The sequence below is a fragment of the Pseudomonas sp. URMO17WK12:I11 genome (genome assembly GCF_007677725.1).
Taxonomy (GTDB): Bacteria; Pseudomonadota; Gammaproteobacteria; order Pseudomonadales; family Pseudomonadaceae; genus Aquipseudomonas.
The window spans coordinates 81,256-107,593 of record NZ_VEDF01000003.1 but is presented as its reverse complement, the minus strand read 5'-3'; the positions used below and the strand labels follow the sequence as shown (position 1 = coordinate 107,593).

Here is a 26,338-nt window from a genome sequence, read left to right as displayed (position 1 = left end):
TTATGCGCGAGCGCAGCATCGGCGCTCGCGCAACAGGCGATCAGCCCGGTACGCGGCGGATCTTGGCACCCAACATCTGCAGTTTTTCCTCGATGCACTCATAACCACGGTCGATGTGGTAAATGCGATCGATCAGGGTGTCGCCCTCGGCAACCAGCGCCGACAGCACCAGGCTGGCGGATGCACGCAGGTCGGTGGCCATCACCGGAGCGCCTTTGAGCGCCGGTACGCCGGTGACGATCGCGGTGTTGCCCTCGACCTGGATCTGCGCGCCCATGCGGTGCATTTCATAGACATGCATGAAGCGGTTTTCGAAGATCGTCTCGATCACCGCGCCAGTGCCTTCGGCAACTGCGTTGAGCGAGATGAACTGCGCCTGCATGTCGGTGGGGAATGCCGGGTACGGCGCGGTACGCAGATTGACGGCCTTGGGCCGCTTGCCGTGCATGTCCAGCTCGATCCAGTCTTCGCCAGTGGTCAGGTCGGCCCCGGCTTCCTTGAGTTTTTCCAGCACCGCTTCGAGGATCGTCGGGTCCGTGTCCTTGACCTTGACGCGGCCACCGGTGACGGCAGCGGCGACCAGGTAGGTCCCGGTCTCGATACGGTCGGGCATGACCCGGTAGTGAGCAGAACCCAGGCGCTCGACGCCGTCGATGGTGATGGTGTCGGTACCGGCACCCTGCACGTTGCCACCCATGGCATTGATGAAGTTGGCCAGGTCGACCACTTCAGGCTCGCGGGCGGCGTTTTGCAGCACGCTGCGACCTTTGGCCAGAGCGGCGGCCATCATGATGTTCTCGGTGCCGGTGACGCTGACGGTATCGAAGAAGAACTGCGCGCCGCGCAGGCCGCCTTCAGGCGCCTGGGCCTTGATGTAGCCACCCTCGACTTCGATCGTCGCACCCATGGCCTCGAGGCCACGGATGTGCAGATCGACCGGACGCGAACCGATCGCACAGCCACCGGGCAGCGCCACTTCGGCCTTGCCGAAACGGGCGACCATCGGGCCGAGCACCAGGATCGAGGCGCGCATGGTCTTGACCAGCTCGTAAGGCGCGACCAAGGTCTTGATCGTGCGCGGGTCGATTTCCACGGCCAGCTTTTCGTCGATCACAGGCTCGATGCCCATGCGCCCGAACAACTCGATCATGGTGGTGATGTCGTGCAGGTGCGGCAGGTTGCCGACGGTGACCGGGCCATCGGCCAGCAAGGTCGCCGCCAGGATCGGCAGGGCCGCGTTCTTCGCGCCGGAAATGCGGATCTCGCCGTCAAGGCGAGCGCCGCCAGTAATAATCAGTTTGTCCATTGGTGTCTCGCCGCCAAGTTGGCTCAGGTGCGCTCAGCCCAGGCTGCGCTGCTGAAAAATTTCATGGTTACCGCATGGATGCTGCCATCGGCGATCCACGGGTTCAGGTGCGCATAGATCGCCTGCTGACGCTTGACCGGGCTCAGGCCAGCCAACTCGTCGCTGATCACGTTCAACTGGAAGTTGCAGCCTTCGCCTTCAACTTCGACCCGGGATCCCGGCAATTTCTCTTCTAGGAAGCTCTTAACTTCTACGGCCTGCATGCTCAACCTCAATCGGCGCCCGATGCGCACGGGTCGGCCATCATACAAAAAAGCCCCTCGCCTGCGAAGCCCAACGAATGGGCACGCGACCGAGGGGCCTGCTTCGACTGCCGAGCCATCAGCCCGCCAGCACCTCATCGAGGTCATAGACCTCGGCAATTTCCCGCATGTCTTCGGGCATGCCACGCACGCTGTAGGCCTTGCCCGCTGCCTGGGCGTCACGAATGAACGCCAGCAGCAGCGACAGGCCGACACTGGTCGAGCGCGACACGGCCGAGCAATCGAACACCAGCTGCGCTTCAGCGCAAGCGGCAATCAGGCCCTTGCCTTGCTTGCGCAAGCTCGGGCCGCTGCGGTAATCCAGCTCGCCGGCCAGGCGCATGACACCTGGCTCGGCCATGGTTACAGCAGCCTCGCTCATTTGACCGCCTTCTCCGGCGAGCTGTCGGCGGTCTGCTTGGCCTTGGCCACTTCGCCGGCCCAGCCGTCGATGGTCTTGTCCAGGTCGTTGCCATTGCGCTGCATGGCATCGGCGAACTGGTCGCGGAACAGCTTGCCGATGTTGATGCCGTTGACGATGACGTTGCGCACTTTCCATTCGCCAGCGATGTTTTCCAGGGTGTACTGCACTGGGTAAACGGCACCATTGTTGCCGGTGACCTTCATGCCAACGCTGGCGCGCTTGCCGTCATCGGCCTTGGCCGGGTCGACGGTGATGCCCTGGTTGTTGTACTCCAGCAATGCATTGCCGTAGAACTGCATCAGGCTGCGCTTGAAGTTTTCCTGGAAGCGCTGCATCTGCTCTGGCGTAGCCTTGCGCGAATACTTGACGGTCATGATGCTTCTGGAGATACCGTCAGCGTCGACCACCGGGCCCAGGATACGGTTGAGCGCTTCATAGAAGGCGTTGGGATTGGCGCGGTACTGCTCCTTGTTGGCCTTGAGGTCACTGAGCAGCGCGTTGGTGGTGCTCTGCACCACATCATGCGGCGACTGCGCGGCCAGGGCCATCAGGGGGAAGGCGGCCAACAGCACCAGCAGGCCACGTCGCAGGATCGAAATCATGGAAACTCCTTAATTAGCCGGTTGCGCTTCTTTAGGTTCCTTGCCAACGGAGTTGAGCAGGAACTTGCCAATCAGATCTTCCAGCACCAGCGCCGACTGCGTGTCGTGGATGGTGGCGCCATCCTTGAGCACGTCGTCTTCGCCGCCGACGCTGATACCAATGTACTTCTCGCCAAGCAAGCCGGCGGTCAGGATCGAAGCCGTGGAGTCGGTCGGCAGGTTGTCGACCGACTTGTCCAGCTGCAAGGTCACCCGCCCGGTGTAGGAGTCGCGGTCCAGGTCGATGGCGGTGACCTTGCCGATGGTCACACCGGCCATGGTCACCTTGGCTCTGACCGTCAAACCGGCGATATTGTCGAAGTACGCATAAACTTTATAGGTATCGGTGGTCGGGCTGGCCGACAGCCCGCTGACGCGCAGGGCCAGCAGCAACAGCGCCAGGATCCCGGCCAGAAGAAACAGGCCGACACCGATTTCCAGGGTGCGGTTTTGCATCAGAAATCTCCAAACATCAAGGCGGTCAGAATGAAGTCCAGACCCAGCACTGCCAACGAGGCATAGACCACGGTCTTGGTGGTGGCACGGCTGATCCCTTCCGAGGTGGGTTCACAGTCGTAGCCTTGGAATACGGCGATCCAGGTGGTGACGAAGGCGAACACTAGGCTTTTCAGCAGGCCATTGAGCACGTCGTCGGTAAACGAAACGCTGTTCTGCATGTTGGCCCAGAACGAGCCCTCGTAGACCCCCAGCCAGTCGACCGCCACCCACGAACCACCCCATATGCCCACCACGCTGAAGATCAGCGCCAGCAACGGCAGCGATATGAAACCGGCCCACAGACGCGGGGCGACGATGTACTTGAGCGGGTCGACGCCGATCATCTCGAGGCTGGACAGCTGCTCGGTGGATTTCATGTTGCCGATTTCGGCGGTCAGCGCCGACCCGGCACGCCCGGCGAACAACAGCGCCGTCACCACCGGGCCAAGTTCACGCAGCAGGGTCAGGGCGACCATCTGCCCGACCGCCTGCTCGGAGCCGTACTTGGTCAGGATGCTGTAGCCCTGCAGGGCCAGCACCATGCCGATGAACACCCCCGAGACAACGACGATGGCCAACGACAGCACACCCACCGAATACAGCTGCTTGGTCAGCAGCTGAAAGCCGCCGCCGATGCCGCCGCGACCGATCAACGCATGGAACAGGAACAGACACGAGCGGCCAAGCACCGCCAGCACGTCGATGGCCGAACGGCCAAGCTGGCGCACGCGTTCGAGTAAGGATTTTCTGCGCATCAACGCGCTCCCAGCAAATCGGCGCGGTAGTCAGGCGCAGGAAAGTGGAATGGCACCGGGCCGTCCGGATCGCCTTTCATGAACTGGCGAATGCGCGGATTGTCCGACCCCATCAGTTCATCGGGCGTGCCCTGGCCGAGCACCTGGCCATCGCCGACCACGTAGATGTAGTCGGCGATGCTGGCGGTTTCGGCCAGGTCATGGGACACCACGATGCTGGTGATGCCCAGCGCATCGTTGAGCAAGCGAATCAGGCGGACCAGGACGCCCATGGCGATCGGGTCCTGGCCGACGAACGGCTCGTCGTACATGAGAATCTGCGGATCCAGCGCGATGGCCCGGGCCAGTGCCACGCGGCGCTTCATGCCACCGGACAGCTCATCGGGCATCAGGTCGATGGCGCCGCGCAGCCCCACCGCCTGCAGTTTCATCAGGACGATGTCGCGGATCATCTCGTCCGGGAGCTGGGTGTGCACACGCAGCGGAAAGGCGACGTTCTCGAACACGTCGAGATCGGTGAACAAGGCCCCGCTTTGAAACAGCACGCCCATCTGCTTGCGGGCGTCGAACAGATCGCTGCGCGACAGGCTCGGCAGGTTCTGCCCGGCCACCCACACCTCGCCGCTGGCAGGACGCAGCTGCGCGCCCATCAGGCGCAGCAGCGTGGTCTTGCCGCAACCTGACGGCCCCATGATCCCTGTGACCTTGCCACGCGGGATGCGGATGTCGACATTGCTGAAAATGCTGCGCGAACCGCGCTTGAAGGTTACCCCCTTCAACTCGACCGCGTAGGCGCTATCCACACTCATCTAGACTCCTTGCTAGTGCAGCCTCGCACTAATGGACGCCCGCCTTCATCATGAAGGCACAAGCACCTGTGGCAGGCCGAATAGCCGCGAACTATAGCACCGCAGGCGGTGCGGCCCCAAGGCCACGGAGCACCTCGTTCAGGCGTACGACAGGCTTTGCCGGCAAATGTTCGGATAATCCAATGGGTGAGGCTTTTTCCGATTACGGCTATAATCGCCGCCTTTTACTCAGGCACTGCTTTTCGACATGAGCCAATCCAGCGAGCTGATCCACTCCGCCCAACGCACCTTGCGCCTGGAACTCGAGGCCGTAGAAGGCCTGGTGGCCCGTATTGACGCCAAATTCGTCAAGGCCTGCGAGCTGATCCTGGCAAGCAAGGGTCGGGTCGTGGTGGTCGGCATGGGCAAGTCCGGGCATATCGGCAACAAGATCGCCGCGACCCTGGCCAGCACTGGCACACCGGCATTCTTCGTGCACCCGGCCGAGGCCAGCCACGGCGACATGGGCATGATCACCCGCGACGACGTCATCCTGGCCCTGTCCAACTCAGGCAGCACCGCCGAGATCGTCACCCTGCTGCCGCTGATCAAGCGCCTCGGCATCCAGCTGATCAGCCTGACCGGCAAGCCTGACTCGGCGCTGGCCCAGGCCGCCGAAGTCAACCTTGATGCCAGCGTCAGTCATGAAGCCTGCCCGCTCAACCTGGCGCCGACCTCGTCGACCACTGCCGCGCTGGTGCTGGGTGACGCGCTGGCCATCGCCCTGCTCGAGGCGCGTGGTTTCACGGCCGAGGATTTCGCTTTTTCGCACCCCGGTGGCGCGCTGGGTCGACGTCTGCTGCTGAAGGTCGAGAACGTCATGCACGCCGGCGCCGAACTGCCGCAGGTGCAGCGCGGCACACTGCTCAAGGACGCCCTGCTTGAAATGTCCCGCAAAGGTCTTGGCATGACGGTGATCGTCGAGGCCGATGGCACACTGGCGGGCATCTTCACCGACGGCGACCTGCGCCGCAGCCTGGACCGCAACATCGATGTGCACACCACCCTGATCGATCAGGTGATGACCGTGCACGGCAAGACCGCCCGGGCCGAGATGCTCGCGGCCGAAGCCCTGAAGATCATGGAAGACCACAAGATCAGCGCCCTGGTGGTCACAGACAAAGGCGACCGTCCGATCGGCGCCCTGAACATGCACGATTTGCTGCGCGCCGGCGTGATGTAAAGGAGACTGACCCGATGAACCACGACCTGCTGCAACGGGGCAAGGCGATCAAGCTTGCCGTTTTCGACGTCGATGGCGTGCTCACCGACGGGCGCTTGTATTTTCTTGAGGACGGCAGCGAATTCAAGACCTTCAATACCCTCGACGGCCACGGCATCAAGATGCTCATGGCCTCGGGCGTGACCACGGCGATCATCAGCGGGCGCAAGACGCCGGTGGTGGAACGCCGGGCCAGGAACCTCGGCATTCCCCATCTGTACCAGGGGCGTGAAGACAAACTGGTGGTGCTCGACGGCCTGCTCGCCGAACTGGGCCTAAGCTATGAGCAGGTCGCCTACCTTGGCGACGACCTGCCCGACCTGCCGGTGATTCGTCGGGTGGGCCTGGGCATCGCCGTGGCCAATGCCGCATCGTTCGTCCGCCAGCACGCCCACGGCGTGACCCAGGCGCGCGGCGGCGAGGGCGCGGCACGCGAGTTCTGCGAACTGATCATGCAGGCCCAGGGCACCCTGGACGCTGCCAACGCCAACTACCTGTAAGGTTGCCCATGTTCAGCAAAAAAGCCCGCAACATTGCGTTGCTCGCGGTGATCGCCGCACTGCTGGCGGCCATCGGCTACTGGAATGTCAGCCCCGAGAGCTTCCTCGACCAGCCGGTGGCACAGGTCGATGAAAGCGCGATCGACTACTATGCGATCAACGCCCACAGCGTGCAGTACCTGCCCGACGGCAAGCTGCAATACGAAATGACTGCAGACAAGGTCGAACACCTCAAGGCCACCGAGGTCACACTGGTGACGACCCCTGACCTGCACATGTATCGCGGTACCGAATTCCCGTGGCACGTGCAAAGCCTGCGCGCCGAGGTCAACCCCGACGGCTCCGAGGTCGAGTTGATCGACAACGTGCGGGTCCAGCGTACCGATGAAAAGCAGCGCGAAATGGTCATCACCAGCTCGCGCATGACCGTATTCCCACAGAAGCAATATGCGCAGACCGAGCAAGCCGTTAGAATCGACGGCGCCGGTGGCACAACCACGGGCAAGGGAATGAAAGCGTATTTGAAAGAAGGCAAGATGGACTTGCTCTCTAACGTAAGAGGACAGTATGAGGCTCGTTAAAACCCTCCCCCTTTTGCTCAGCCTGAGCGCAGCACTGGGAAGCGCGAGCGCCTTCGCCCTGCCGACCGACCGTGACCAGCCTATTCGTATCCAGGCCGACAACGCGCACCTGGACGACAAGCAAGGCGTGGCGACCTACACCGGCGATGTGATCATCACCCAGGGCTCGATGATGATCAAAGGCAATACCGTGACCATGACCCGTGCCGCCAACGGCGACATCGACGTGGTGACATCGGTGGGCAACCTGGCCTACTTCGAACAGCAGCAGAGCACCGCCAAGCCAGAGAAGATGAAAGGCTGGGCCGTGACCATCCAGTACCAGGCGCAAAAAGACACGGTTATCCTCACCGACCGCGCCAAGGTCGAGAACGAAGGCAACACCACCGAAGGCGAGAAGATCGTCTACAACACCAAGACTCAGGTGGCGACCGCAGGTCGCGGTGGTAACGTGACGCAGCCACGTCAGCGTATCGACATGGTGATCCAGCCGAAGAAGAAGGCCGAGTAAATGGCAACCCTCAAAGCCCAGCACCTGGCCAAGAGCTACAAGGGGCGCCAGGTTGTGCGTGATGTCAGCCTGTCGATCGACAGCGGGCAGATCGTTGGCCTGCTCGGCCCCAACGGCGCCGGCAAGACCACCTGCTTCTACATGATCGTGGGCCTGGTCCAGGCCGATCAGGGACGCGTCCTGATCGACAATCTCGACGTCAGCCACCAGCCCATGCATGGCCGTGCACGTGCCGGGATCGGTTACCTGCCGCAGGAAGCGTCGATCTTCCGCAAGCTGTCGGTGGCCGACAACATCATGGCGATCCTCGAAACGCGCAAGGAACTCGACCGTGAAGGCCGGCGCAAAGAGCTGGAAAGCCTGCTGCAGGAATTCCACATCAGCCATATCCGCGACAACCTTGGCATGAGCCTGTCCGGTGGTGAGCGCCGCCGCGTCGAGATTGCCCGCGCCCTGGCCACCGCGCCGAAGTTCATCCTGCTCGACGAACCCTTTGCCGGTGTCGACCCGATTTCGGTTGGCGACATCAAGCAGATCATCCACCACCTCAAGGCCAAGGGAATCGGTGTATTGATCACCGACCACAACGTCCGCGAGACGTTGGATATCTGCGAAACGGCCTATATCGTCAACGACGGTCGTCTGATCGCCGAGGGCGACGCCGAGACCATCCTGGCCAACGACCTGGTCAAGGAAGTCTACCTGGGCCACGAGTTCCGACTCTGAATCCAGACCTGCCGGGAGCACTGGCAAGCTCGCCCTGCTGGGCTTAAGTTGTTACGGTGCTCTAGGCAAACGCTACAATTTGAGGCATAAAACTTGCTTGAATTTGGCGCTCCGGCGCCCTCGTGTAGTGGATGGCGCATGCGCGCCGGCGAACAAGGTATTAAGCCCCAGCCATGAAACCATCGCTCGTCCTAAAAATGGGCCAGCAACTGACGATGACCCCGCAGTTGCAACAGGCCATTCGCCTCCTCCAGCTGTCCACACTGGACCTCCAGCAGGAGATCCAGGAAGCGCTGGAGTCCAATCCGATGCTCGAGCGCCAGGAAGACGGCGACGACTTCGACAATAGCGACCCGATGGCCGACAACGCCGAGAACAAGCCGGTCGCCGAGACTCAAGAGAGCAGCTTCCAGGAAAGCAGCACCAGCGCTGAAAGCCTCGAAGACGGTGAGTGGAACGAGCGAATCCCCAACGAGCTACCCGTCGACACCGCCTGGGAAGACATCTACCAGACCAGCGCCAGCAGCCTGCCCAGCAACGATGACGATGAGTGGGATTTCACCACCCGCACCTCGGCCGGCGAAAGCCTGCAAAGCCACCTGCTGTGGCAGCTCAACCTGGCACCGATGTCCGATACCGATCGGCTGATCGCAGTTACCCTGATCGACAGCATCAACGGCCAGGGCTACCTGGAAGATACCCTCGAGGAAATTTGCGCAGGCTTCGACCCTGAACTCGACATCGAGCTCGACGAAGTCGAAGCCGTGCTGCACCGTATCCAGCAGTTCGAGCCCGCCGGCGTCGGCGCGCGCAACCTGGGCGAGTGCCTGCTGCTGCAACTGCGCCAGCTGCCGCACAACACGCCATGGTTGGCTGAGGCCCAGCGCCTGGTCAGCGATTTCATCGACCTGCTCGGCAGCCGCGACTACAGCCAGCTGATGCGCCGCATGAAGCTCAAGGAAGATGAGCTGCGCCAGGTCATCGAGCTGGTACAGAGCCTCAATCCCCGCCCCGGCTCGCAGATCGAATCGAGCGAGCCTGAGTACGTGGTGCCGGACGTCATCGTGCGCAAGGACAGCGACCGCTGGCTGGTCGAGCTGAACCAGGAAGCGATTCCGCGCCTGCGCGTCAACGCGCAGTATGCGGGCTTCGTGCGCCGGGCCGACACCAGCGCCGACAACACCTTCATGCGCAACCAGCTCCAGGAGGCGCGCTGGTTCATCAAGAGCCTGCAAAGCCGCAACGAGACCCTGATGAAGGTGGCCACCCAGATCGTCGAGCACCAGCGCGGCTTCCTCGATCACGGTGACGAAGCGATGAAGCCCCTGGTGCTGCACGACATCGCCGAAGCGGTGGGCATGCATGAGTCGACCATCTCGCGGGTCACCACCCAGAAGTACATGCACACGCCACGCGGCATCTACGAACTGAAATACTTTTTCTCCAGCCACGTCAGTACCGCCGAGGGCGGCGAATGCTCGTCCACGGCGATCCGCGCGATCATCAAGAAACTGGTTGCAGCGGAAAATCAGAAAAAGCCATTGAGTGACAGCAAGATCGCTGGTTTACTGGAGGCACAAGGCATCCAGGTCGCCCGTCGCACCGTCGCCAAGTACCGCGAGTCCCTCGGCATCGCACCGTCGAGCGAGCGCAAGCGACTGATGTAGCCCCTGGGTGTGCCACAGCGTTTGTGGGGTAGGTGCAACACCTGCCCCTTTATGCACGGGCAATAAAGGAGAAGCTGTATGCAAGTCAATATCAGTGGACAGCATGTAGAAGTCACCCAGCCGCTGCGCGATTACGTGCTTGAAAAGCTTGCCAGGGTGGAGAGTCACTTCGACAAGATCACCAACGTGCAGGTCATCATGAAAGTCGAGAAACTGCAGCAGAAGGTCGAGGCGACCCTGCAGATTCCCGGCGGCGAAGTGGTTGCCAACGCGGAACACGAAGACATGTATGCAGCCATCGATGCCTTGGCCGACAAGCTCGACCGCCAACTGAAAAAACACAAGGAAAAACAGCAAAGCCTGCTGCAAGGTGCAGCTGCCCGCTGATCCCTCTCATCCATGATCCGACTTGAAACCATCCTGACCCCCGGCCGTTCCCTGGTGAACGTGCCGGGCGGCAGCAAGAAGCGCGCCCTGGAAAAGGTCGCCACCGTCATTGCCGAGCAAGTGCCCGAGCTTGCCATGCAAGATGTCTTCGAAAAGCTCATCGCGCGCGAAAAACTGGGCTCTACCGGCTTTGGCAATGGCATTGCCATTCCCCACTGCCGACTCGAAGGCTGTTCCTCCCCTGTCAGCGCTCTGATGCACCTGGATGCGCCGATCGACTATGACGCCATTGATGGCGCCCCGGTGGATTTGCTCTTCGTCCTCTTGGTCCCGGAAGCCGCCACCGATGCCCATCTTGAACTGCTGCGCCAGATCGCCAGCATGCTCGATCGCAAGGAGGTTCGTGATCGCCTGCGTGCCGCCGACAGCAGCGAGGCCCTGTACCAGGTTGTCCTGGACGCACAGAACGAGCACTGAACATGCGCCTGATCATCGTTAGCGGCCGGTCTGGCTCCGGCAAGAGTACCGCCCTCGATGTACTGGAAGATCACGGTTTCTACTGTATCGACAACTTGCCCGCCGGGCTGCTGCCGCAGCTGGCGGAAAATGCGCTGATCAACACCGAGCTGCTGCAGCCAAAAGTGGCGGTGTCGATCGATGCGCGCAATTTGCCCAGCCATTTGTCGCGTTTCCCGGATTTACTGTCCGAGGCCCGTGGGCGGCATATCAAGTGCGATGTGCTGTTTCTCGATGCTGATGAAGACACGCTGCTCAAACGCTTTTCAGAAACCCGTCGGCGCCACCCGCTGACCAACGCCGACCGCTCGCTGGCGGAGGCGATTCGCGTCGAAAGCGAATTGCTGGGGCCCATTTCTGACCTGGCCGATCTCAAGATCGACACCACCAGCCTCAACCTTTACCAACTGCGCGACTCGATCAAGCTGCGCCTGCTCAATCAGCCTGAGCCGGGCACGGCGTTTCTCGTCGAATCGTTCGGTTTCAAACGTGGCATGCCGGTCGATGCCGACCTCGTGTTCGACGTGCGCTGCCTGCCCAATCCCTACTGGAAGCCTGAGTTGCGCGAGCACTCCGGATTGGAGCAGCCGGTCATCGACTACCTGGCCGCGCAACCTGACGTCGAAGAGATGTTCAACGACATTTCCAGCTATCTGCTCAAATGGCTGCCGCGCTTCGCCGCCAGCAATCGTGCCTATGTCACCATCGCCATCGGCTGTACCGGCGGCCACCATCGCTCGGTCTACCTTACCGAGCGGCTGGGCCAGTTGTTGCAGCAGTCATTGAAAAACGTCCAGGTCCGCCACCGCGACCTCTAGCCAACAGGATCTACCGCACGATGCCCGCCCGCGAAATCACCATCATCAACAAGCTGGGCCTGCATGCCCGGGCGGCAGCCAAATTCGTCGGTGTAGCCGGCAAGTACCCGTGTCAGGTGCGCGTTGGCCGCGCACCTGACAAGCTGGTCGATGGCAAGAGCATCATGGCCGTGATGATGCTCGCCGCTGGCAAAGGCACCTGCGTGCATCTGCTGACCGAGGGCGAGCAAGAGGCAGAGGCGATGCAAGCGCTGGTGGCCTTGATCGAGAATTTCTTCGACGAAGGCGAGTGACCACGCTGCGAAGCCAGGTCATTCGCGGGCAAGCCCGCGAACAGTGGTCAGGACATGGCAGTGTCCATCACCATCATCAGGCAGAAACCGATGCACAGCCCGAGGCTGGCCAACCGCTCATGACCGTTGCTGCGTGATTCCGGGATGATTTCCTGGGTCACCACCAACAGCATCGCGCCGGCTGCGCAGGCAAGGCCCAGGGGCAACAGCAACTGCGCCACGTTCACCAGCCAGGCACAGATGACTGCAGCCAACGGTTCGACCAACCCGGAGGCCGCGCCGATCAAAAACGCCTTGAAGCGTCCCATCCCCGCCCCTGCCAGCACTAGCGCGATGACCAACCCTTCCGGGACATCTTGCAGGGCAATGCCCATGGCCAGGCTGTCCGCATCTGGCATGGCGCCACCGGCCGATACCCCAATGGCCATGCCTTCCGGAATGTTATGGGCGATGATCGCGATCACGAACAGCCAGATGCGCGCGGCGATCACCGGTTGTTGATCGTCGCCGACCAGGGTTGGCGGTGATGCGCTGCCAAACTTCAAGTCGACCAGGAACAAGCACAGCGCACCGAACAGCAGCCCGCAACTGATCAGCCCGCCCGCTCCCCAGGCGCTGAACCCGATGGCCTGGGCGGCGCCGAGGCCGGGGATGACCAGCGAGAACGCCGTCGCTGCCAACATCACCCCGGCGCCAAAGCCCAACAGGGTGTCGGCCACGGCCACTGGCATGTTGCGAATCACCAGCACCGGCACCGCGCCCAGCGCCGTGCCAAGTGCGCACAGTGCGCCGCCTTCAAGGGCACGCAACATGCGTGGTTCCAGGTCCAGCCAGGCAATGCCACGGGCTATCAACAAGGCGCTGCCGGCGAGCAACAGCAAGGTGCCCAGTGCCAGCCGGAACAACCGCACACTGCTGACAGACATCACCTCGGCGCGCATACCGCTGCGGCTCACTTCAAGGCTTCGTGATAGCGGCGATCGACATCCGCCCAGTCGATGACGTTGTAGAAGGCGCCGATGTATTCAGGGCGGCGATTCTGGTACTTGAGGTAATAGGCGTGTTCCCACACGTCCAGACCAAGAATCGGCGTATTGCCATGCATCAGCGGGCTGTCCTGATTGCCGCTGCTCTCGACCACCAGGGTGCGTTGCGGGGTAACGCTGAGCCATGCCCAACCACTGCCGAAGCGGGTCAAGGCGGCTTTGGTGAACGCCTCCTTGAAGGCCTCGAAGCCGCCCAGCTCGCTGTCGATGGCCGTGGCCAGCTGGCCCTTGGGCTGACCGCCGCCGTTGGGCGACATCACGGTCCAGAACAGGCTGTGGTTGGCATGCCCGCCGCCGTGGTTGGTCACCGCTGCGCGCAGGCTTTGCGGCAGGCTGTCGATCGCCGCCACAAGTTTCTCGACCGGCCATTGCGCCCATTCGGTGCCTTCGACGGCAGCATTGAGGCCGTTGACATAGGTTTGATGGTGCTTGGTGTGATGGATTTCCATGGTCTGCGCGTCGATGTGCGGTTCCAGCGCATCGTAGGCGTAGCTCAGGGCAGGCAAGGTATGCGGCATATCAATGGATCCCGTAGGCATGGGTGGAAGGTGCCAGGTCCGGCTGCGCAGCGAGCTCGCTGGCCTCGGCACCTGGGCGGTTGAGCAGACGTTCGGTACGCGGGTACTGGCCGTACTCGGCGATGAAATTCAGCAATTCGGTGTAGGTGCGGCTGCTGTGACGCAGCGCTGCATCGCGCAGTGCTTGCGCCAGGCGCGTATCCTGGCTGGCATGCAACAAGTGCGAGTGAGCAGCGCACAGGTAGTCGGCGCTCTCGTGGGGCTGATTCAGCCGCAGGTGCAGGTCGGCCAGGTTGTGATGGGCGATGACCAAGGCCGCCACCGCTTCATCGACGTCATGCCAGCGCTCGAACAGCACCTGCGCCAGGGCCAGCGCCTGCAGATAGTGCTCGCGTGCATCGACCCACTCGCCCTGTTGAAAGAGCCGATTGGCATGCTCTGTGGTGCGTTTCCAGTGCTGCATGGCGTCGATCTCCAATGCACGGCGGCTCAGAGGCCGCCGGCAGTCAGTTTTTCCGGATTGAGCAGCGCTTCGAGGCGCTCGCGGGACAACTCGGTGTGCTCCAAGGCAACATCGATGATCGGCCGGCCTTGCTGATAGGCGGTCTTGGCGATCTCGGCAGCCTTGAGGTAGCCAATGATCGGATTCAGCGCAGTGACCAGGATCGGGTTGCGCGCCAGCGCTTCCTGGAGCTTGTCTTGATTGACCTTGAAGCTGGCGATCGCCTTGTCCGCCAGCAGCCGACTGGCATTGGCCAGCAGCTCGATGCTCTCGAGCAGGTTGCGGGCGATGACCGGGAGCATCACGTTCAGCTCGAAATTGCCTGACTGCCCAGCCACGGCAATGGTCGCGTCGTTGCCGATGACCTGGGCGGCGACCATCGCCGTGGCCTCTGGAATCACCGGGTTGACCTTGCCGGGCATGATCGAGGAGCCCGGTTGCAAAGCCTGCAATTCGATTTCACCGAGCCCGGCAAGCGGGCCTGAGTTCATCCAGCGCAGGTCGTTGGCGATCTTCATCAGCGCCACGGCCGTAGTCTTGAGCTGGCCGGACAGTGCCACGGCGGTATCCTGGGAACCGATCAGCGCGAACAGGTTCTGGCCAGGGCGGAATTCGACCTGGGTCAGGGCGCTCAGCTGCTGGGCGAAACCTGCCGCGAAGCGTGGGTGGGCGTTGATGCCAGTGCCGACCGCAGTACCGCCCTGGGCCAAGGCCTGCAGGGCCGGCAAGGTGGCGCTGAGCTGGGCATGGGCGTGCTTGACCTGTGCCGCCCAGCCATCGAGCACCTGGCTCATGCGCACGGGCATGGCATCCATCAGGTGGGTACGACCGGTCTTGATGAACGGATGCACCTGCCGGGACTTGGCCTCGGTCACTTGCACCAGGTGCTCCAGGGCAGGCAACAGCTGCTCGTGCAGGGCAAGTGCGGCGCTGACGTGGATGGTGGTGGGAATGATGTCGTTGCTGCTTTGACCACAGTTGACGTGATCATTGGCGTTGACTGGCTCGCCGGCGAGGCGGCTGGCCAGGGTGGCCACGACTTCGTTGGCGTTCATGTTCGAACTGGTACCGGAGCCGGTCTGGAACACGTCCACCGGGAAGTGCTCGATGAAATCCCCAGCCAGCAACTGCTCGACCGCCTGGACAATGGCCTGGCCCTGCCCGGCCGTCAGCTGCTGCAGTTCGACATTGGTCTGGGCCGCCGCCGCCTTGGCCAGCAGCAGCGCGCGAATGAACTGCACCGGCATGCGCTGGCCGCTGACCGGAAAGTTATCGACCGCACGCTGGGTCTGGGCGCCATACAAGGCCGTCGCCGGCACCTGCAGCTCACCCATGCTGTCGCGCTCGATTCGGGTATCAGTCATCGTCGTGTCCTTGCATCAGTTCTTCAGGGGAGATCGAAGGCAGCAGCTGGCAGTTGGCCAACTGCAGGGCGTAGGGCTGCCAGCGCAGGTTGTGTTTCTGCCGATCGAGGTTGCGCATCTGCAGCAAGGGTCGCCAGGCCTGATCCAGGCACAGGCAGCGCCAATGCCAGGGCAACATGCGATCGCAGGCAGTATCGAGCAGCAGCCGGAAAGAAGTGAGCGCCACGGTCCATGGCGAGGTTTCAGTGCAGCACACCAGATAGCGGCCTTCGGCCAAGTAGTGCTCGATCAGGCGCGGCTCGTCGGGCTCGAGCGCGCAGCGGATACGCCGGCTCAGCCAGCGCCAGTTTTCAAGATAGGGCAGTTCGCGCAGGACGGGTCTCATGAACATCATTGCCGTGTTACTGGATAATGATATTCATTATTGATTGATAAACAGAATCACTTCAAGCTTTCGAGAGGTAATAAAAAACCCGGCTGTGCGCCGGGTCTCGATCAGGACCGTCTGTTCAGCTGCCTGCGACGGTCATCCGCTCGATCAGCACCGAGCCGGTGTGGATATTGCTACGGGTCTCGATATCGCTGCCGATTGCGACTATCTGCTGGAACATGTCCTTCATGTTTCCAGCGATGGTCACCTCTTGTACGGCATGCTGGATCTCGCCATTCTCTACCCAGAACCCTGCAGCGCCGCGCGAATAGTCACCCGTGACCATGTTCAAGCCATGGCCCATCAGCTCGGTGACCAACAGGCCGCGCCCCATGCGCCGGATCAACGCTGCCTGGTCTTCCACCCCATGCGTGACATACAGGTTATGCACGCCGCCAGCGTTGGCCGTGCTCGGCAAGCCGAGCTTGCGGCCTGAGTAGGTACCCAGCAGATACGACACCAGCTCGCCGTTATCGACGAACGGTTTGGCATAGGTCGCCAGGCCGTCGCCATCGAATGCGGCGCTGCCCAAGGCCCGCGGGATATGCGGACGTTCGTCGAGGGTCAGCCAGCTGGGGAACAGGCGTTGGCCCATCGCCCCGTCGAGAAATGACGACTTGCGGTACAGGTTGCCGCCGGAAATGGCCGACAGGAAACTGCCGAACAACCCGCCCGCCAGTTCTGCCGAGAACAGCACCGGCACCTCGCAGGTCGGCACCGGCCGCGCACCGAGGCGGCTGGCGGCGCGCTGGGCCGCGCGTACACCGATGCTGCGAGGATCGGCCAGCAACTCGCCCTGACGGTTGACGTCGTACCAGTAGTCACGCTGCATCTGACCGTCGCCTTCGGCGATCATCACGCAGCTCAGGCTGTGCCGGGTCGAGGCATAAGCGCCGATGAAACCATGGCTGTTGCCGTATACCCGGCAACCCTGGTGGGTATTGAGGCTGGTCCCGTCAGCGTTGAGGATGCGTGGGTCGGCATCAAATGCCGCCGCTTCGCAGGCCAGGGCCATTTCGATGGCTTTTTCCGGCTCGATGCCCCAATCGTGATACAGATCCAGGTCGGGAATCTCGCGGGCCATCAGCGCGGCGTCGGCCAAGCCCGAGCAATCGTCCTCAGAGGTGTGCCTGGCAATCGCCAATGCGGCAGCCACGGTTTCGCGGATGGCCTCGGGACCACTGGCCGAGGTACTGGCCGAGCCCTTGCGCTGCCCCACATACAGGGTGATGCCAAACCCTTGGTCACGGTTGAACTCGACCGTTTCGACTTCGCGCTGGCGGACCGTGGTGGACAAGCCCTGCTCCAGCGACACCGCCACCTCGCAGGCGCTGGCACCCTGCTTGCGCGCTTCAGCGATGATCGCTTCGACCTGCTCCTGCAACGCTGGCAGATCCTTCGGGCCTACGCTTTGGACTGCACTCATGGTTTTCTCCACTCAAATGCTGCGTTCGGCAAGGGTCATTCTACGACCGGGCCGGACAAGCGGCCCCCGACTGGTTATCATGGCGGCGATTTCTAGCGGACTGCCACCATGGTTGATTCATACGACGACGCCTTCGACGGCGAAAAAAGCAAGACCCAGATCAAGCGCGAGCTGCATGCGCTGGTCGAACTCGGCGAGCGCCTGACCACGGTCAAGGCCGATACCCTGGCTCGCCTGCCGCTCACCGATGAGCTGCGCAAAGCCTTGGCCGATGCCAGCAAGCACACCGCCCACGGTGCCCGCAAACGCCACATGTCGTTCGTTGGCAAGCTGATGCGCGACCAGGATCTGGACGCCATTCATGCGGTGCTCGAGCAGATCGACAGTTCCAGCCGCCAGTACAACGAGCGCTTCCACAACCTCGAACGCTGGCGTGACCGTTTGATCGACGGCAACGACGAAGACCTCGAACGCTTCGTCAACGAATACCCGGAAACCGATCGCCAGCAACTGCGCTCGCTGATCCGCCATGCCCAGCACGAAAAGGCGCGGAACAAACCGCCTGCCGCTGCGCGCAAGGTGTTCAAGTACATTCGCGACCTCGACGAAATGCAGCGCGGCTTGCGCTGAGTCTGCAGGGGGCCGCCTTGCGGCCCAATCGCGGCCAGTCCGGCGCGAACGGACTGCAAAGCGGTCCCCAGGGCCATCACGCGCCAGTCCCGCCCACGGTGATCGCGTCCAGCTTCAAGGTAGGCTGGCCGACACCGACCGGTACCGACTGCCCATCCTTGCCGCAGGTGCCCACGCCACTGTCCAGCGCCAGGTCGTTGCCGACCATCGACACGCGGCTCATGGCTTCCGGACCGTTGCCGATCAGTGTGGCACCCTTGACCGGTGCGGTGATCTTGCCGTCCTCGATCAGGTAGGCCTCGCTGGTCGAGAACACGAACTTGCCGCTGGTGATATCGACCTGGCCGCCGCCAAGATTGGCGCAGTAGATGCCCTTTTTCACCGAGGCGATGATTTCCTGCGGATCGCTGTCGCCGGCACGCATGTAGGTGTTGGTCATGCGCGGCATCGGCAGGTGGGCATAGGACTCGCGCCGGCCGTTGCCAGTGACCGCCATACCCATCAAGCGGGCGTTGAGCTTGTCTTGCATGTAGCCCTTGAGAACGCCGTTCTCGATCAGGGTGGTGCACTCGGTCGGTGTACCTTCGTCATCGACGCTCAAGGAACCCCGCCGCCCTTGCAAGGTGCCATCGTCGACGATGGTGCACAGGCTGGACGCGACCTTCTCGCCGATCCGGCCACTGAACGCCGAGCTGCCTTTGCGGTTGAAATCGCCCTCAAGCCCATGCCCGACTGCTTCATGCAGCAGCACCCCTGACCAACCAGAGCCGAGGACCACCGGCAGCGTGCCCGCCGGCGCCGGAATCGCCTCAAGGTTCACCAACGCCTGACGCAAGGCTTCGCGGGCATAACCCATGACCCGCTCTTCGTTGAAGAAACGGTAGTCGGTGCGCCCGCCACCGCCCTGCCCGCCGCGCTCGCGACGACCATTGTGCTCGACGATGACACTCACGTTGAAGCGCACCAGTGGACGTACATCGGCGGCCAGGCTGCCATCGGCAGCGGCAATCAGGATACGTTCCCAGACCCCGGCCATGCTCACGCTGACCTGCTGAATGCGCGGGTCGAGGGCACGGGTGGCAGCATCGACCCTCTTGAGCAGCTCGACTTTCTCGGCGCGGCTCAGCACATCCAAGGGGTTTTCCGGCGCGTACAGCGCCGTCACGTCCTGGCTGCGAAAGGCCTGGACCGTGCCGTTCTGCCCGGCACGGGAAATCGAACGGGCCGCACGGGCAGCGGAGGTCAGCGCCTCGAGATTGATGGCGTTGCTGTAGGCGAAACCGGTCTTTTCACCCGACTGGGCACGTACGCCGACGCCCTGATCGAGGTTGAAGCTGCCTTCCTTGACGATGCCGTCTTCCAGCGCCCAGGTTTCGGAAATCTGGCCTTGGAAGTACAAGTCGGCGGCATTGATGCCTGGGCCTGCCAGCTCGCCCAACACGCTCTGCAGGCTGTCGAGGGTCAGGCCGCCAGGGGTCAGGAGCTGCTCGCTGACGGTGGATAACATCTGGCTCATAGTCACTCCGAGGTGAGCGCAGGCCGCAAGGCGTCCTGCGAGAAAAAGCGCCGGTGCGTGATGACCGGCATGCGCGCCCTGATGGACGCTTGTTCATCGATGTCGCGCTGGGCAAGCAATACCGCTTCGCCGCGCGCCTGTTGTACGACGACTCGCCCCCAAGGGTCGACGATCGCGGCATGGCCGTGGGTTTCCCGCGGGCCTGGGTGAATGCCGCCCTGAGCAGCAGCCAGAACATAGCACTGGGTTTCGATGGCGCGGGCGCGGATCAGCACGTCCCAGTGCGCGGCGCCGGTCACCGCAGTAAAGGCCGCAGGCGCGGTGATCAGCTCGGCACCTGCGCCGCGCAGCGCACTGTACAACTCGGGAAAGCGCAGGTCATAACACACGCTCAGCCCCAGTCGACCCACCGGCGTGTCAGCCACCACCACGCGTGCCCCGTGGGCATAATCGTCCGACTCCCGGTAACGGCCACGGCTATCGGCCACATCCACATCGAACAGGTGAAGCTTGTCGTAGCGTGCCACCACCTCACCGTGTTCGTCGATCAGCAGTGAGCAGGCGTGTGCCTTGGCCTGCGGCTGGCCATTTGGCGGCAGCGGCAAGGTACCGGCGACAATCCATAACCTGAGGTCACGTGCGGTGCGTTTCAACCAGGGCAGCACCGGACCTTCGCCCAAAGCCTCGGCGCGGCCCAGGGCGGCGGCATCCTTGCGCCCCATGGCGACGAAGTTTTCTGGCAGCACCGCCAGTCGCGCACCGCCCAGTGCGGCTTGTTCGAGCAAGGCGCTGGCACGCTGCAGGTTGGCCAGCACGTCGTCCTGGCTGACCATCTGGATGACCGCAACCTTCATGGGCACTCCCACACTCATCGGTTGAAAGGTTTCACAAAGGTGATTTTAGGCTCTTTTACGGGCCCTTCGACGCGATAATGCACGCTGGCAAAGCGCGACACGCGGTCGCCGATCAGTTGGTCGACCAAAAACAGCGCGCCGCCGACTGCCGGTGCCCCCACGATCAGCGCAGCCAGCGGCAGATTGTTGGTAACCGGCAAGGTCACCTGCAAATTGGCCGCAACGCGGTCGCGCACCAGGTCCAGCGTGCCATCGAGCTCGAAATTGCTGGACGGCCCGGTCACTGCGATGGGCTCACGCGTGACATACACGCCGTCGCTGGCGACCAGCAGGCCTTTGACCCGGTCATACGCCAGGCCTTTTTCGAACAAGTCGGAGAAGTCCAGGCGCAGGCGCCGCCCGATGGAGTTGAAGTTGAGCAAGCCAAATACCCGCAGCGCCTGGGCGCCGCCCTCGACCTCGACGAACTGGCCGCTGCGCAACGCCGCGTCCATGCTGCCGGAGAAGCGTTTGAGATCGACCCAGGCAGGCGAGCCTGGCCAGCGACCGTCGACATCCAGGCGGAATTCGCGGCTGGTCACGGTGGGCGCAAAGCCCCAGGCCTTGAGCACCTCAGCGAGGTTCCCGCCGGCCAGGCGGCCCTTGTACCAGCTGCTGGTTGCGCCGGTTGTACCCTCCCAGGCGCCGTTACCGTCGATTTTAAGGCCTTTGAAATCGAGGGCGATATCCTGCGCCGACACGCCACCGGCAGTGGGTCGCAGCTTGAGCGCAGCGCTGCCGTACAGATCATCGCCGCGATACAGCTTGTCGATGCTCAGATCCAGCGCGGGCACATCGTGCGGATCGAACGAGGCCAGCGGATCTGGCCCCTGCTCGGCCTGCGCCTGTGCCGGATCAGCCGCCGGCAGACGCAGGGTCTGCAGGCGCACGGTCATCGGCGCCGCCTTGGCATCCGGCAGACGCGCATTGCCGATGACTTCCTTGCTGTCCACCCGCAGATCCCAGGCCGGGCCACCACGGGCCAGGCGTACCACCGCCTGGTTGAGCGTGGTGCCCAGGGCATGCAACTGGCCAATGCTGAGATCGACACTCTGCAGCAGTTGACGCGCGTTACCGCCTGGATCATCCCCGGCTAAGCGCGCCGCCTGTTCCTGCCAAGGTGCAAGATCCAGACTCTCCAGCCGCCCTGTGACCCTCAGCCCTTGCCCTACTGGCAACAGCGCCTGACCACTGCCGAGGAGCAATTCGCCGCGACCCTGATCGAGTTTTTCTGCAGGTGCCGCGTAGGCAAAGCGCGCCAGGTCCGCATACGCGGCATCGAAACGTCGCTCGGCGCCTTGCAGGTTCATGCCAAAGCGGCTGGCGCGCGTCTGCGTGGCAGACTTGCCGAACGGCGCAGGCAGATCGATGGCCAGGCCTTTGAGCGAGGAGTCGACACTCAGGCTGTTGTCCCGGCTGCCCAAGTTGACCTGCAACTGATAGGGCAGCTCGCCCGAGGCAGGCAGGTTCTGCTTGAACTGCAGCCAGTCGGTCAGGGCGTTGAGTGCCACCGTGCCGCTCGCGTCGATGCGCGTCTGCATGGCGCCGGGCTGGCCCTCGGCGCTGATCTGCGCGGTCACCGGCTTGCCGAACGCCTGCAAGCTGATGTCCTTGCCGCTCAGGCCCTTGTCCAGATCGAAACTGAAATCGCCTTTCAGGCGAGACAGCTCCAGGGTAGGCGGGGTGATTTTCAGGCGCGCATCGGCTGTGGCGAAGTCCACCCGGACCTTCGGCTGCTCGCCATGCGCCAACGGTATCTCGAGCTTCACCTTGCCTTTGAGCGGGCCCTCGCCTTCCCAGCCGGCGAAGATCTCGCCGGTGCCGATCGGCGCTTGCTGGAGGATCTTCAAGCCATCGCCGAGCCTGCCATCGAAATCGCCGTCCAGGAACAGCCGGCTGTGCTCACCGTCCTCGACATGAGGAATGTTCACCGCCACGTCGCTGACCTGGGTATCGAGCAGCAAACCCTTGCGCGCCTTGATGCGCACGCCGCTGTCCTCGATCAGCACGTCGCCGTCGACGTGCTGCACCTGCGGCCAACCGGGTTGGAAATCCAGCGCAGCGTCGTTGACCTTGAAGAACAGGCTGATGCTGCGCGCTTGCGGCGAAGCGCCATGGTTCAACGAGCCTTGGTACTGGAAATAGCCCTCATCGACATTGCCCTTGACGATGGCGCTGCGCAGCCATTCATCCAACGCCGGGCTGAGCACCTCGGGCAGGTACTTGGCGGTATAGCGACCATCGCCCTCGGTAAGCCCCACGCGCAGGTCCATGTAGCTCTCTCGGCCTTCGTCGAACAATAGGCGGATCAGGAAGTCGCCGGCGATCTTGCCCTCTTCGCCGAGCACCTTGAGGTAGGGCGCAACGAGGGTGAAGCCGTGTTCGTCAAGCGCCCAGGTGAGCCGGGCGTTGGCCTTTTGATAGTGCCAGGGCTTGGCGAAGATCGGGTACAGGTGGAGCATGAAGGCATCGGTGTCCAGGCGCAGTTCACCGTGCCCCAGATCGCCGCTGATGCTGCCACTGACGTTATCGGCCGCTGGCGCGCCATGGTAGGCGTCGAAGCCGACACGCTCCAGGTTGGCAGCAAATTGCAGGCGCTGGTTGCCTTCGGCGTGAGGCCGGGCCTCTAGTCGGACATTGCGCAGCGCACCGGTGACCTTGAGGCCGTCGACCACGGCCCTGAGCGTGTCCGGGATGGGGGCAAGGGCGTCGATCAGCGGGGTCAAGGGCGCCAGGTCAAGACGATCTGCCTGGATCAGCCAGGTTTCGCCGGCCGGGTCGCCGCCCAACTGTTGCTCCGCTTGCAGGTGCGTCTCCCAACGCTGCTTGCCGATGTCGGCAGCAAGCGAGTCGACGACCACGCCAATGCCTTGCTCGCGGCGCTGCAACCAGGCGGACACGGCCAGGTTATCCAGTGTCACCGCCTTGCGCTCGCCGTGGGCGCCGCGCAACTGCGGGGCGTTGAGACGGACCACGGCGCGTTGCAACTGGCGCTGGCGCCAGTCGATCCAGAACTCGCCGCCGGCACGCAGCGTTTCAGCGTGCCACTGGCCCAGCAGACGCGGCGGCAGCCACTTCGCCCAGTCGCTCTGCGGCAGGCTCAGGTACGCTTTGACCGCACCCTCGCGCCAGGCCTCGGCAGTGGCCTGGCTGCGCAAGTTGAGCGCCAGCGGCTGGCCGTCTGGCAGCGTCGCACGCAGGTCCAGGGCCTGGCGCGTCGGCCCGGCCTTGAGGCCGACACTGGCGTAAGTGAGCGTAAGCGGGTCGCGTTGCCACGGGTGCAGGGTCAACTGGCTGTCGAACACATCGATGCGGCCCAGCTGGCGGAGACGCTGCAGCAGCTGGGCCGGCTCGAGCGGCGTATCGTCCTGCCGGGGCAGCCCCTCGACCGCCCAGGCGCCCTGCTCGTCTTCGCGCAGAATCAACTGCACGCCGGCCAGTTCGACGTGTGCCAGGTGAACTTCGCGCGAAGTCAGGCTGGCCCAAAGGTCCGGGACTACCTTGACCTCATCCAGGCGTAATGCCGAGGCGCCCTCGCCGATTTGCAGATCGCGCACGCGCAATACCGGCGCCAGCCCGCTCCAGCGCCCGTCCAGGGCACCCAGGTGCACGGGCAAGCCCAGCGCTTGCTCGACTTTGTCCTCAACCTCCGCCCGATATTCGCCTACCAGCGGTATGAGCGCGCGGCCGAGGCTGACATACAACGCCACCACAACTGCGAGCAACGCGCAGATCCCCAACCCCCAACGGGTCATGGCGGCAAGAACGCGGTTCAGACGTCCCATGGCCGTGGCCCTCCAGGTCGTTTATCCATGATGGCCCGACGTGCCAGATTTGCCACCCGGCGCCGCGCGGGGCGTTTAGCCAAACCCCTCAGAGCAGCACCACGTCATATTGTTCTTGCGAATACATCGACTCGACTTGGAAGCGAATGGTTCGCCCGATGAACGCTTCAAGCTCTGCCACGTTGCCAGACTCCTCGTCCAGCAGGCGATCGACCACCTTCTGGTTGGCCAGCACGCGATAGCCTTCAGCCTGATAGGCGCGGGCCTCGCGTAGTATCTCGCGGAAGATTTCGTAACAGATCGTCTCAGGCGTTTTGAGCTTGCCACGCCCCTGGCAAGCCAGGCAGGGCTCGCACAACACCTGCTCAAGGCTCTCGCGCGTGCGTTTGCGGGTCATCTGCACCAGGCCCAGCTCGGTGATGCCGATGATGTTGGTCTTGGCGTGATCGCGTTCGAGCTGCTTTTCCAGGGTGCGCAACACCTGGCGCTGGTGCTCCTCGTCTTCCATGTCGATGAAGTCGATGATGATGATCCCGCCGATGTTGCGCAGGCGCAGCTGCCGGGCGATCGCGGTGGCCGCTTCCAGGTTGGTCTTGAAGATGGTTTCTTCAAGGTTGCGGTGGCCAACGAATGCGCCGGTGTTGACGTCGATGGTGGTCATCGCTTCAGCCGGATCGACCACCAGGTAGCCCCCGGACTTGAGCAGCACCTTGCGCTCCAGGGCACGCTGGATTTCATCCTCCACGCCGTACAGGTCGAAGATCGGGCGCTCGCCGGGGTAATGCTCCAGCCGATCGGCAATCTCGGGCATGAGCTCGATGACGAACTGCGTGGTTTTCTGGAACGTTTCCCGCGAGTCGATGCGGATTTTCTCGATCTTCGGGTTCACCAGGTCGCGCAGCGTGCGCAAGGCCAGGCCGAGGTCCTCGTAGATGACCGTGGGGGCGCCACAGGTGCTGATCTGGCTGCCGATCTGCTCCCAGAGCCGGCGCAGGTAGCGGATGTCCTGCAGGATTTCTTCGGCGCGCGCGCCTTCGGCGGCGGTGCGCAGAATGAAGCCGCCGGCGTCCTTGATGTTTTCGCTGTCCATGCAGTCGCTGACTACGCGCTTGAGGCGTTCGCGTTCCGCTTCGTCTTCGATTTTCAGGGAAATGCCGACGTGGCTGCTGCGCGGCATGTACACCAGGTAACGCGAGGGAATCGAGAGCTGGGTGGTCAGGCGTGCGCCCTTGGTGCCGATTGGGTCCTTGGTGACTTGCACCACCAGGGCCTGGCCTTCATGCACCAGGGCAGTGATGTTTTCGACGGCGGAGCCTTCGCGCTGGGAGATTTCCGACGCGTGGATGAATGCTGCGCGCTCAAGGCCAATGTCGACGAATGCCGCCTGCATGCCCGGCAAGACCCGCACCACCTTGCCCTTGTAGATATTGCCGACGATACCGCGGCGCAAGGTGCGCTCGACGTGCACTTCCTGCAGCACCCCGTTTTCCACCACCGCCACGCGTGATTCCATCGGGGTGATGTTGATCAGGATCTCTTCACTCATGGCAGGCTCTCGTCAAAGGTCTTGGGTAATGATGGATCGCAGGCGTCTGGCTGGCTACCGCTGCTTTGTTACCTCAGGCAAAAGCGCCGGGACCTGCCAACAGTCGATGCCGAAACGGGCGAGCAGCTCGGCCGTTTCGCACAGCGGCAGGCCGACCACTGCCGAATAGCTGCCTTCGAGTGCGGTGACGAACACCGCGCCCAGGCCTTGGATGGCGTAACCACCGGCCTTGTCCGCCGGCTCGCCGCTGGCCCAGTAGCGCTCGGCCTCTGCGCCGGCGATGGGGCGAAACCGGACGCTGCTGCTGACGCACTGGAGGTGGCGCGACTCACCGTCGCTCAAGGCAAGCGCCGTGAGGACCTGATGCTCGCGGCCGCCGAGCTCGGCCAGCATCGCCAGGGCGTGTGCCTGGTTGTCCGGCTTGCCCAGAATGCGCCCATCGAGCACTACCGCCGTGTCAGCTCCGAGCACCACTGCACCGGCCTGGGCGAGCGCACCTTCACTGAGCAGCCTGGCCAGCCCGGCCTCGGCCTTGGCCAACGCCAGACGCTGCACATAGGCCACAGCGCTTTCGCCAGGCAGCACGGTTTCATCGATGGGGGCGCTGACTACGCTGAACGGCACGCCGATCTGCTCGAGCAGTTCCCGCCGGCGTGGGGAGCCGGAGGCGAGGTAGAGTGGTTTCAT

29 protein-coding genes are annotated in these 26,338 nt (G+C 63.1%); 11 read left to right on the top strand and 18 right to left on the bottom strand.

What is annotated here, in order from left to right:
- Positions 1-40 precede the first annotated feature (40 nt).
- The 7 genes from murA to FS665_RS06720 form a co-directional block, all read right to left on the bottom strand.
- A complete protein-coding gene (murA, locus tag FS665_RS06750; RefSeq protein ID WP_145185255.1) occupies positions 41-1,306 on the bottom strand; it encodes a UDP-N-acetylglucosamine 1-carboxyvinyltransferase in 1,266 nt (421 codons plus the stop codon).
- Positions 1,307-1,329: 23 nt separating this feature from the next.
- Complete coding sequence (locus FS665_RS06745) at positions 1,330-1,569, bottom strand: BolA family protein (protein ID WP_133326357.1); 240 nt, start codon at positions 1,567-1,569, stop codon at positions 1,330-1,332.
- A 118-nt stretch (positions 1,570-1,687) separates the two neighbouring features.
- Complete coding sequence (locus FS665_RS06740; protein ID WP_145185252.1) at positions 1,688-1,990, bottom strand: lipid asymmetry maintenance protein MlaB; 303 nt, start codon at positions 1,988-1,990, stop codon at positions 1,688-1,690.
- Complete coding sequence (locus FS665_RS06735) at positions 1,987-2,634, bottom strand: phospholipid-binding protein MlaC (RefSeq protein WP_145185249.1); 648 nt, start codon at positions 2,632-2,634, stop codon at positions 1,987-1,989. The genes FS665_RS06740 and FS665_RS06735 overlap by 4 nt, the downstream gene beginning before the upstream one ends.
- A 9-nt stretch (positions 2,635-2,643) precedes the next feature.
- Positions 2,644-3,129, bottom strand: coding sequence for an outer membrane lipid asymmetry maintenance protein MlaD (mlaD, locus tag FS665_RS06730; RefSeq protein WP_145185246.1), 486 nt, complete (start codon positions 3,127-3,129; stop codon positions 2,644-2,646).
- Positions 3,129-3,926 carry a lipid asymmetry maintenance ABC transporter permease subunit MlaE gene (gene mlaE / locus FS665_RS06725; protein WP_145185243.1) on the bottom strand — a complete coding sequence of 266 codons (798 nt, stop codon included), beginning with the start codon at positions 3,924-3,926 and terminating at the stop codon, positions 3,129-3,131. Before mlaE ends, mlaD begins: the two co-directional genes overlap by 1 nt.
- Entirely contained in the window at positions 3,926-4,735 is an 810-nt protein-coding gene (locus FS665_RS06720) for an ATP-binding cassette domain-containing protein (protein ID WP_145185240.1), read from the bottom strand. The genes mlaE and FS665_RS06720 overlap by 1 nt, the downstream gene beginning before the upstream one ends.
- 247 nt (positions 4,736-4,982) lie before the next feature.
- Here FS665_RS06720 and FS665_RS06715 point away from each other — a divergent pair, with 247 nt between their 5' ends.
- From FS665_RS06715 to FS665_RS06670, 10 genes are all read left to right on the top strand, one after another.
- A complete protein-coding gene (locus tag FS665_RS06715; RefSeq protein WP_145185237.1) occupies positions 4,983-5,957 on the top strand; it encodes a KpsF/GutQ family sugar-phosphate isomerase in 975 nt (324 codons plus the stop codon).
- A 14-nt stretch (positions 5,958-5,971) separates the two neighbouring features.
- Positions 5,972-6,496, top strand: a complete 525-nt coding sequence (locus FS665_RS06710; RefSeq protein WP_145185235.1) for an HAD family hydrolase — start codon at positions 5,972-5,974, stop codon at positions 6,494-6,496.
- 8 nt (positions 6,497-6,504) lie between these two features.
- On the top strand, positions 6,505-7,077 hold the full coding sequence (lptC, locus tag FS665_RS06705; RefSeq protein ID WP_145185232.1) for an LPS export ABC transporter periplasmic protein LptC: 573 nt from the start codon (positions 6,505-6,507) through the stop codon (positions 7,075-7,077).
- Complete coding sequence (gene lptA / locus FS665_RS06700) at positions 7,064-7,588, top strand: lipopolysaccharide transport periplasmic protein LptA (protein WP_145185230.1); 525 nt, start codon at positions 7,064-7,066, stop codon at positions 7,586-7,588. The genes lptC and lptA overlap by 14 nt, the downstream gene beginning before the upstream one ends.
- Positions 7,589-8,314, top strand: a complete 726-nt coding sequence (lptB, locus tag FS665_RS06695) for an LPS export ABC transporter ATP-binding protein (RefSeq protein WP_145185227.1) — start codon at positions 7,589-7,591, stop codon at positions 8,312-8,314.
- Positions 8,315-8,487: 173 nt separating this feature from the next.
- Complete coding sequence (locus FS665_RS06690; protein ID WP_145185224.1) at positions 8,488-9,981, top strand: RNA polymerase factor sigma-54; 1,494 nt, start codon at positions 8,488-8,490, stop codon at positions 9,979-9,981.
- 78 nt (positions 9,982-10,059) lie between these two features.
- Positions 10,060-10,368: a ribosome hibernation-promoting factor, HPF/YfiA family gene (gene hpf / locus FS665_RS06685; RefSeq protein ID WP_003255135.1), complete on the top strand. Its 309-nt coding sequence runs from the start codon at positions 10,060-10,062 to the stop codon at positions 10,366-10,368.
- Between the two features lie 12 nt (positions 10,369-10,380).
- Complete coding sequence (ptsN, locus tag FS665_RS06680; protein ID WP_145185221.1) at positions 10,381-10,845, top strand: PTS IIA-like nitrogen regulatory protein PtsN; 465 nt, start codon at positions 10,381-10,383, stop codon at positions 10,843-10,845.
- A gap of 2 nt (positions 10,846-10,847) precedes the next feature.
- Positions 10,848-11,702, top strand: a complete 855-nt coding sequence (rapZ, locus tag FS665_RS06675) for an RNase adapter RapZ (protein WP_145185218.1) — start codon at positions 10,848-10,850, stop codon at positions 11,700-11,702.
- A 20-nt stretch (positions 11,703-11,722) separates the two neighbouring features.
- Positions 11,723-11,995, top strand: coding sequence for an HPr family phosphocarrier protein (locus tag FS665_RS06670; RefSeq protein ID WP_145185215.1), 273 nt, complete (start codon positions 11,723-11,725; stop codon positions 11,993-11,995).
- A 47-nt stretch (positions 11,996-12,042) separates the two neighbouring features.
- Here the strand turns inward: FS665_RS06670 and FS665_RS06665 are convergent, their stop codons facing one another.
- From FS665_RS06665 to pmbA, 6 genes are all read right to left on the bottom strand, one after another.
- Positions 12,043-12,936: a ZIP family metal transporter gene (locus FS665_RS06665; RefSeq protein WP_145186400.1), complete on the bottom strand. Its 894-nt coding sequence runs from the start codon at positions 12,934-12,936 to the stop codon at positions 12,043-12,045.
- A gap of 11 nt (positions 12,937-12,947) precedes the next feature.
- A complete protein-coding gene (locus tag FS665_RS06660) occupies positions 12,948-13,559 on the bottom strand; it encodes a superoxide dismutase (RefSeq protein WP_145185212.1) in 612 nt (203 codons plus the stop codon).
- Between the two features lies 1 nt (position 13,560).
- Positions 13,561-14,022: a hypothetical protein gene (locus tag FS665_RS06655; protein WP_145185211.1), complete on the bottom strand. Its 462-nt coding sequence runs from the start codon at positions 14,020-14,022 to the stop codon at positions 13,561-13,563.
- 26 nt (positions 14,023-14,048) lie between these two features.
- Complete coding sequence (locus FS665_RS06650; RefSeq protein WP_145185208.1) at positions 14,049-15,425, bottom strand: lyase family protein; 1,377 nt, start codon at positions 15,423-15,425, stop codon at positions 14,049-14,051.
- A complete protein-coding gene (locus FS665_RS06645; protein WP_145185205.1) occupies positions 15,418-15,819 on the bottom strand; it encodes a FagA protein in 402 nt (133 codons plus the stop codon). Before FS665_RS06645 ends, FS665_RS06650 begins: the two co-directional genes overlap by 8 nt.
- A gap of 115 nt (positions 15,820-15,934) precedes the next feature.
- Entirely contained in the window at positions 15,935-17,281 is a 1,347-nt protein-coding gene (gene pmbA / locus FS665_RS06640) for a metalloprotease PmbA (RefSeq protein ID WP_145185202.1), read from the bottom strand.
- A gap of 108 nt (positions 17,282-17,389) precedes the next feature.
- On the opposite strand from pmbA, the gene yjgA reads away from it, so the two are divergent.
- Entirely contained in the window at positions 17,390-17,911 is a 522-nt protein-coding gene (gene yjgA / locus FS665_RS06635) for a ribosome biogenesis factor YjgA (RefSeq protein ID WP_027920225.1), read from the top strand.
- A gap of 76 nt (positions 17,912-17,987) precedes the next feature.
- On the opposite strand, the gene tldD is transcribed toward yjgA, so the two are convergent.
- From tldD to FS665_RS06610, 5 genes are all read right to left on the bottom strand, one after another.
- The gene (gene tldD, locus FS665_RS06630; protein ID WP_145185199.1) at positions 17,988-19,427 is read right to left on the bottom strand and encodes a metalloprotease TldD; all 1,440 of its coding nucleotides are present in this window, start codon (positions 19,425-19,427) and stop codon (positions 17,988-17,990) included.
- Between the two features lie 2 nt (positions 19,428-19,429).
- Complete coding sequence (locus tag FS665_RS06625) at positions 19,430-20,281, bottom strand: carbon-nitrogen hydrolase family protein (protein WP_145185195.1); 852 nt, start codon at positions 20,279-20,281, stop codon at positions 19,430-19,432.
- A gap of 14 nt (positions 20,282-20,295) precedes the next feature.
- Entirely contained in the window at positions 20,296-24,105 is a 3,810-nt protein-coding gene (locus tag FS665_RS06620; RefSeq protein ID WP_145185193.1) for a YhdP family protein, read from the bottom strand.
- An 88-nt stretch (positions 24,106-24,193) separates the two neighbouring features.
- Entirely contained in the window at positions 24,194-25,651 is a 1,458-nt protein-coding gene (rng, locus tag FS665_RS06615) for a ribonuclease G (protein ID WP_145185191.1), read from the bottom strand.
- Between the two features lie 54 nt (positions 25,652-25,705).
- On the bottom strand, positions 25,706-26,338 hold the full coding sequence (locus FS665_RS06610; RefSeq protein ID WP_145185189.1) for a nucleoside triphosphate pyrophosphatase: 633 nt from the start codon (positions 26,336-26,338) through the stop codon (positions 25,706-25,708).

What these genes read in the sequence shown, in the direction of transcription:
- pmbA (WP_145185202.1), bottom strand. Translation starts at nt 17,281, where the DNA reads ATGAGTGCAGTCCAAAGCGTAGGCCCGAAGGATCTGCCAGCGTTGCAG.
- lptA (WP_145185230.1), top strand. Translation starts at nt 7,064, where the DNA reads ATGAGGCTCGTTAAAACCCTCCCCCTTTTGCTCAGCCTGAGCGCAGCA.
- FS665_RS06625 (WP_145185195.1), bottom strand. Translation starts at nt 20,281, where the DNA reads ATGAAGGTTGCGGTCATCCAGATGGTCAGCCAGGACGACGTGCTGGCC.
- mlaE (WP_145185243.1), bottom strand. Translation starts at nt 3,926, where the DNA reads ATGCGCAGAAAATCCTTACTCGAACGCGTGCGCCAGCTTGGCCGTTCG.
- murA (WP_145185255.1), bottom strand. Translation starts at nt 1,306, where the DNA reads ATGGACAAACTGATTATTACTGGCGGCGCTCGCCTTGACGGCGAGATC.
- FS665_RS06670 (WP_145185215.1), top strand. Translation starts at nt 11,723, where the DNA reads ATGCCCGCCCGCGAAATCACCATCATCAACAAGCTGGGCCTGCATGCC.
- lptC (WP_145185232.1), top strand. Translation starts at nt 6,505, where the DNA reads ATGTTCAGCAAAAAAGCCCGCAACATTGCGTTGCTCGCGGTGATCGCC.
- FS665_RS06655 (WP_145185211.1), bottom strand. Translation starts at nt 14,022, where the DNA reads ATGCAGCACTGGAAACGCACCACAGAGCATGCCAATCGGCTCTTTCAA.
- FS665_RS06665 (WP_145186400.1), bottom strand. Translation starts at nt 12,936, where the DNA reads ATGCGCGCCGAGGTGATGTCTGTCAGCAGTGTGCGGTTGTTCCGGCTG.
- FS665_RS06740 (WP_145185252.1), bottom strand. Translation starts at nt 1,990, where the DNA reads ATGAGCGAGGCTGCTGTAACCATGGCCGAGCCAGGTGTCATGCGCCTG.
- yjgA (WP_027920225.1), top strand. Translation starts at nt 17,390, where the DNA reads ATGGTTGATTCATACGACGACGCCTTCGACGGCGAAAAAAGCAAGACC.
- FS665_RS06735 (WP_145185249.1), bottom strand. Translation starts at nt 2,634, where the DNA reads ATGATTTCGATCCTGCGACGTGGCCTGCTGGTGCTGTTGGCCGCCTTC.
- hpf (WP_003255135.1), top strand. Translation starts at nt 10,060, where the DNA reads ATGCAAGTCAATATCAGTGGACAGCATGTAGAAGTCACCCAGCCGCTG.
- FS665_RS06620 (WP_145185193.1), bottom strand. Translation starts at nt 24,105, where the DNA reads ATGGGACGTCTGAACCGCGTTCTTGCCGCCATGACCCGTTGGGGGTTG.
- tldD (WP_145185199.1), bottom strand. Translation starts at nt 19,427, where the DNA reads ATGAGCCAGATGTTATCCACCGTCAGCGAGCAGCTCCTGACCCCTGGC.
- FS665_RS06645 (WP_145185205.1), bottom strand. Translation starts at nt 15,819, where the DNA reads ATGATGTTCATGAGACCCGTCCTGCGCGAACTGCCCTATCTTGAAAAC.
- FS665_RS06745 (WP_133326357.1), bottom strand. Translation starts at nt 1,569, where the DNA reads ATGCAGGCCGTAGAAGTTAAGAGCTTCCTAGAAGAGAAATTGCCGGGA.
- FS665_RS06715 (WP_145185237.1), top strand. Translation starts at nt 4,983, where the DNA reads ATGAGCCAATCCAGCGAGCTGATCCACTCCGCCCAACGCACCTTGCGC.
- FS665_RS06610 (WP_145185189.1), bottom strand. Translation starts at nt 26,338, where the DNA reads ATGAAACCACTCTACCTCGCCTCCGGCTCCCCACGCCGGCGGGAACTG.
- FS665_RS06660 (WP_145185212.1), bottom strand. Translation starts at nt 13,559, where the DNA reads ATGCCGCATACCTTGCCTGCCCTGAGCTACGCCTACGATGCGCTGGAA.
- ptsN (WP_145185221.1), top strand. Translation starts at nt 10,381, where the DNA reads ATGATCCGACTTGAAACCATCCTGACCCCCGGCCGTTCCCTGGTGAAC.
- lptB (WP_145185227.1), top strand. Translation starts at nt 7,589, where the DNA reads ATGGCAACCCTCAAAGCCCAGCACCTGGCCAAGAGCTACAAGGGGCGC.
- FS665_RS06720 (WP_145185240.1), bottom strand. Translation starts at nt 4,735, where the DNA reads ATGAGTGTGGATAGCGCCTACGCGGTCGAGTTGAAGGGGGTAACCTTC.
- FS665_RS06710 (WP_145185235.1), top strand. Translation starts at nt 5,972, where the DNA reads ATGAACCACGACCTGCTGCAACGGGGCAAGGCGATCAAGCTTGCCGTT.
- rng (WP_145185191.1), bottom strand. Translation starts at nt 25,651, where the DNA reads ATGAGTGAAGAGATCCTGATCAACATCACCCCGATGGAATCACGCGTG.
- FS665_RS06650 (WP_145185208.1), bottom strand. Translation starts at nt 15,425, where the DNA reads ATGACTGATACCCGAATCGAGCGCGACAGCATGGGTGAGCTGCAGGTG.
- rapZ (WP_145185218.1), top strand. Translation starts at nt 10,848, where the DNA reads ATGCGCCTGATCATCGTTAGCGGCCGGTCTGGCTCCGGCAAGAGTACC.
- FS665_RS06690 (WP_145185224.1), top strand. Translation starts at nt 8,488, where the DNA reads ATGAAACCATCGCTCGTCCTAAAAATGGGCCAGCAACTGACGATGACC.
- mlaD (WP_145185246.1), bottom strand. Translation starts at nt 3,129, where the DNA reads ATGCAAAACCGCACCCTGGAAATCGGTGTCGGCCTGTTTCTTCTGGCC.